3 protein-coding genes are annotated in these 5,038 nt (G+C 66.8%); 2 read left to right on the top strand and 1 reads right to left on the bottom strand.

What is annotated here, in order from left to right; genetic code table 11:
- Positions 1–16 precede the first annotated feature (16 nt).
- The gene (locus tag ACE026_RS20050) at positions 17–2,467 is read right to left on the bottom strand and encodes a TonB-dependent receptor plug domain-containing protein (RefSeq protein ID WP_486040578.1); all 2,451 of its coding nucleotides are present in this window, start codon (positions 2,465–2,467) and stop codon (positions 17–19) included.
- A gap of 239 nt (positions 2,468–2,706) precedes the next feature.
- Between ACE026_RS20050 and ACE026_RS20055 the strand changes: the two genes are divergently transcribed.
- Positions 2,707–3,189, top strand: a complete 483-nt coding sequence (locus tag ACE026_RS20055) for a DUF3574 domain-containing protein (protein WP_486040580.1) — start codon at positions 2,707–2,709, stop codon at positions 3,187–3,189.
- 69 nt (positions 3,190–3,258) lie between these two features.
- Positions 3,259–4,980 carry a thiamine pyrophosphate-dependent enzyme gene (locus ACE026_RS20060; RefSeq protein ID WP_486040581.1) on the top strand — a complete coding sequence of 574 codons (1,722 nt, stop codon included), beginning with the start codon at positions 3,259–3,261 and terminating at the stop codon, positions 4,978–4,980.
- The last annotated feature ends 58 nt before the right edge of the window (positions 4,981–5,038 follow it).

Genomic DNA, 5,038 nt, shown 5'->3' on the forward strand with positions numbered 1-5,038 from the left:
CCCCCGGCGCTACCCGTCAGAACGTATACCGCACGCGCCCGTAGTAATACGCACCATTGCTGCCGATCGGTGACAGCACGTCATACGGCAGGTTGCCGAAGTAGTAGATGTCGTCGTTGGACAGATCCGAGTAGTTGTCGGTCAGGTTCTGCCCACCCAGTGCCACGCTCCACTGCGGGGTGATTTTGTATTCCACCTCGGCATCCAGCTGCCATTCCGCGCCGTAGGTCTGGCGGGGGATGTAGCCATCACCGAAGTTGAACACACGGGTCACACTGCCATAGCGACTGAGACGGCTGCTCAGCGACCAGCGGTCATTGGCCCAGCTCGCGGCCAGCGCAGCGCGGGTGCGCGGGGTCGCATCGGTCAGCGTATTGGTTTCTTCCACGCCGAACAGCACGTAGTCCGGATCCAGCGCGAGCAGGCCCGGCGGCGTGGCGAGCACGTTCTTCAGGGTGGTCTTGGTATAGGCGTAGGTGCCGGTCAGCACCAGCTCGCCATCCCCCAGCGACTGCCGCCAGTTGCTCACCAGTTCCGCACCGCGGGTGCGGGTATCGGCGGCGTTGACGAAGAAGCTGGCGCTCTGCAGGCCGGCCACGCCGAACTGCTGCTGCACGTAATCGGTCAGCGCATCGCCGGTGATGCTCTCCGACAGTGCGATGCGGTCGTCGATATCGATCTGGAAGAAGTCCAGCGAGACATCGAAGTGGTCACCGATGCGGCTGGTGAAGCCCAGGCTGGTGTTGAGCGACTTCTCCGGCTTCAGATCGGTGGCGCCCAGGCCGCGCGCGATCGGATTGTTGACCGACAGCACGCGGCCCTGCACCAGCTGGCCGGCGGCGTTGTAGCCGGTGGAGGTGGATTCATAGCCGATCTGCGCCAGCGACGGCGCGCGGAAGTTGTTGGAGATCGCCCCGCGCAGCGCGAACGCCGGGGTGAATTCGTAGCGCAGGCCGAGCTTGCCGGTCAGCTCACCGCCGAAGTCGTCGCTGTGCTCGTAGCGCGCGGCCAGATCGCTGGAGAAATGCTCGCCGAACTGGCTGGAGAGGCTGGCGTAGGCGCTGGCCACATCGCGCGACAGCGAGGTCGCATCCTGCGGGGTCAGGCCGCCACCGGCCTGCGAGCCGGTCGGGCGATCCGTGAACGGGCCAGCGGCATAGCTGCTCGGGTCGCCCGGGCGGGTTTGGTAATGGTCGCGGCGGGCTTCCAGGCCCAGGCCCAGGCTGTGGGTGATGCTGTCGCCCTGAGAGAACACGCGGCCGAGGTCGAAGTTCGCCACCGTCAGCTCATTGCGGTAATCACCGGTCTTGAACCGGGTCGGGCTGGTCGGGCCCAGCGAGGCGTTGAGCGAGTTGCGCAGGCGGTAGGTGAAGGTGTTGACGCCGTAATCCAGGCTCGCGTCGTAATTCCACTCGCCCCATTGGCCCTTCGCACCGGCCACGGCCTGCACGTCGCGGTTCTCGCCTTCGGAGATCGGGCGGTAGCCGTTCGGGTAGATCTGCGCCCAGTTGGCGTCGCTGTCCGGGTAGCGGAAGTAGTTGGCACCTTCGCTGTCGCGCTGGTTGAAGGTGGCGAAGCTGTAGAACGTGGAGGTCTCGCCGAACGGCAGCTGCGCGTTGTACCAGGCGTTCAGATCCTTGGTCTTGCCATCGCCGAGCTCGTAGTTGCGCTTGCCCTGCAGGGCCAGGTTGGTCGGGGTCTGGTCCCACGGCGGGATCTGGTCGAAGCCGGCGCGGTTGGTGCCCTCGTGGTTCTTCAGTTCCAGACCGACGCGCAGGAAGCCGCCCTTGTCGCCCAGCGCAGTGCCGACCTTGGCGCTGGCATAGCTGGTCTGGCCATCGGTGAGGGTGCGGTCGATCGGCTTGAGATCGGTGTGGTTGGCGCCGAAGCTGGCTTCGAACGCGCCACCTTCCGGGGCGTCATCCAGGATCACGTTGATCACGCCGGCCACCGCATCCGAGCCGTACAACGCGCCGGCGCCATCGCGCAGCACCTCGATGCGCTTGATCGCGCTGACCGGGATCGCGTTGAAGTCGACCGGGGTGGTGCCCTTGCCGATCTTGCTGTCGGTGTTGACCAGCGCACTGCTGTGGCGGCGCTTGCCGTTGACCAGCACCAGCACCTGGTCGGGCGAGAGGCCGCGCAGCTGGGCGGCACGGATGTGGTCGGCACCGCCGGAGTTGGACTGACGCGGGAAATTGAACGAGGGCAGCAGCGCCTGCAGCGCGCTGCCCAGTTCGCCATTGACCACACCGGCCTTGCGGATGTCCTCGGCGGTGAGCACGTCCACCGGCGAGGTGGATTCCAGCACAGTCCGGTCGATGGCGCGGGTACCGGTGACGATCACGGTGTCCAGCGTTTTGGCGGTGTTCGGCGCGTCCTGCGCAAGTACGTCCTGGGCCAGCAGGGGGGAGGAGAGGGCGAGCGCGATGGCAAGGCCAAGGCGCGACGCGGACGGACGGGACATGCGGACTCCAGCAGAACGACGAGGGGGAGGAACGGGGGAGGGGGGCGGGTGGTGCGACCCATGGCCGGCACTACCAATCCATCCGGATGAAGCGATATATTATCTTCGCGTGATGTCCCTGTGTGATGCAAGTCCCATCGGGGTGGTTATCAGCAGATAGCCGTTGGCGATCTGCGCCGGACCCGGATGTCCGGCACGCTCCTTCCCCTGCCTGTCCCTGTGTTTCCGGAGAGTTGTCCATGTCGTTCCGCGCCATTCTGTTTGCCCTGGTCCTGGCCACCAGCGGCTGTGCCACCGCCGCCCCGGCCGCCAAGCCGACCCCGCCCGCCACCGCCACGGCTACCCTGCAGGGCGACGCCGCGCGCCCGGATGCCGCCGCCGGCTGGGTCCGCAGCGAGCTCTATTTCGGCGTGGGCGAAGAAACTGGCGTGGCCGACCGCCCGCAGACCGAGGGCATCAGTGATGCGCAGTGGCGCGCCTTCCTCGACAAGCAAGTCACGCCGCGCTTCCCGGACGGCCTGACCGTGTTCGATGCCTACGGCCAGTGGCTGTTCCGCGGTGCGGCCGAGCCGAACCGCCTGCGCACCAAGGTGCTGGTCGTCCTGCACGAGAACACCCCGCAGCGCCGCGCCGACATCGAAGCGATCCGGCTGGCGTGGAAGCAGGCCACCGGGCACCAGTCGGTGCTGTGGGCGCAGCAGGCGGTTGAAGTCTCCTTCTGATCGGGCGACCACATCCGTGTCACCCCCGCGTCGCTAGGATCGGACCTCCCGCTTCGAGGAAGTCCTGTCATGAGCAAGCGTGTTGCCGAGATCGTGGTCGACACTCTCCAGGCCGCCGGCGTTCGCCATTGTTACGGCATCGTCGGCGACACCCTCAACCATGTCACCGATGCCATCCATCGCAGTGACATCGAGTGGGTGCACATGCGCCATGAAGAGGTCGCCGCGTTCGCGGCCGGCGCCGAGTCGCTGATCAGCGGGCAGCTCACCGCCTGCGCCGGTTCCTGCGGGCCGGGTGGCCTGCACTTCATCAACGGCATCTTCGAGAGCAACCGCAACCGCGCGCCGATGGTGTTGATCGCCAGCCAGGTGGTCACCGCCGAGCTGGGCATGGAGTTTCCGCAGGAAGTGGATTTCAAGGCGGTGTACAGCAGCTGCAGCGTGTTCTGCGAGCAGGTGCACAGCCCGGAGCAGGCGCGCCGCGTGGTGACGTTGGCGTGCCAGGCGGCGATCAGCCGACGCGGTGTGGCCGTCGTCATCCTGCCGGCCGATATCAGCGAAGCCGAGGTCAAGCACGACCCGCCGTTCTCGGTGCACTACACCCAGCCGGTGCTGCGCCCCTCGGACGACGAACTGCAGCGCATCGCCGCGCTGATCGGGCAGGGCAAGCGGATCGGCATCTATGCCGGCGCCGGCTGCGAGCATGCACACGATGCGCTGGTGGCCCTTGGTGCCAGGCTGAAGGCACCGATTGCGCATACCTCGCGCGCGAAGGATTTCGTGGAGTACGACAACCCGTACAACATGGGCATGACCGGCATCTTCGGCATCGAATCCGGGTATCACACGCTGATGGCCTGCGACACGCTGCTGCTGCTCGGCGCGGACTTCGCCTGGGGCCAGTACTACCCGGACAAGGCGACACTCATCCAGGTGGATCGCGATGGCAGCCATCTTGGCCGCCGGCACCCGGTGAACCTGGGCGTGGTCGGCGATATCGGCCCGACCCTGGAGGCGCTGCTGCCGTTGCTGCCCGAGCGCGAGGACCGCAGCTTCCTGGACGAATGCCTGGAGCACCGTGAGAAGGCACTCGCCACGCGGGCCAAGGAGGAACAGCCGGGCGAGGGCGAGCTGATCCACCCGCAGCATCTGACCGCACTGATCGACCGTCATGCCGCCGACGATGCCCTGTTCACCGCCGACGGTGGCTCGCCGATGGTCTGGATCCTGCGCCATATCCGCGTCAACGGCCGCCGCCGGACCCTGACCAGCCTGCTGCACGGCACGATGGCCAACGCGATGCCGCAGGCACTGGGCCTGCAGAAGGCCTACCCGGGCCGGCAGGTGATCTCGCTGTCCGGTGATGGTGGCCTGGCGATGCTGCTCGGCGACCTGCTCACCGCGGTGCAGGAGAACCTGCCGATCAAGGTGGTGGTCTACAACAACAGCTCGCTGAATTTCGTGGAGCTGGAGCAGAAGGTCGAAGGCCTGCTGGACAACTACACCGACCTGAAGAACCCCGATTTCGGCCGGCTGGCCGAGGTGATCGGCTTCTACGGGCGCACGGTCACCCGCTCGGAAGATCTGGAGCAGGCCGTGCAGGACATCCTGGCCCATCCCGGCCCGGCGCTGCTGGACGTGCACACCAGCCCGACCGAACTGGTGATGCCGCCGCAGGTGGAAGCCAAGCAGGTGGCCGGTACTGCCCTGTACGCCGCCAAGGCGCTGCTGAGCGGGCGGGTCGGGGATGTGCGGGACCTGTTGGCGAACAACTTCCTCAACAAGCCCTGATCCCCACGCGGTCCGGTAGTGCCGGCCGCTGGCCGGCATCCTCAGGATGCTCCAGGCA

The organism is Stenotrophomonas sp. AGC87 (genome assembly GCF_057333975.1).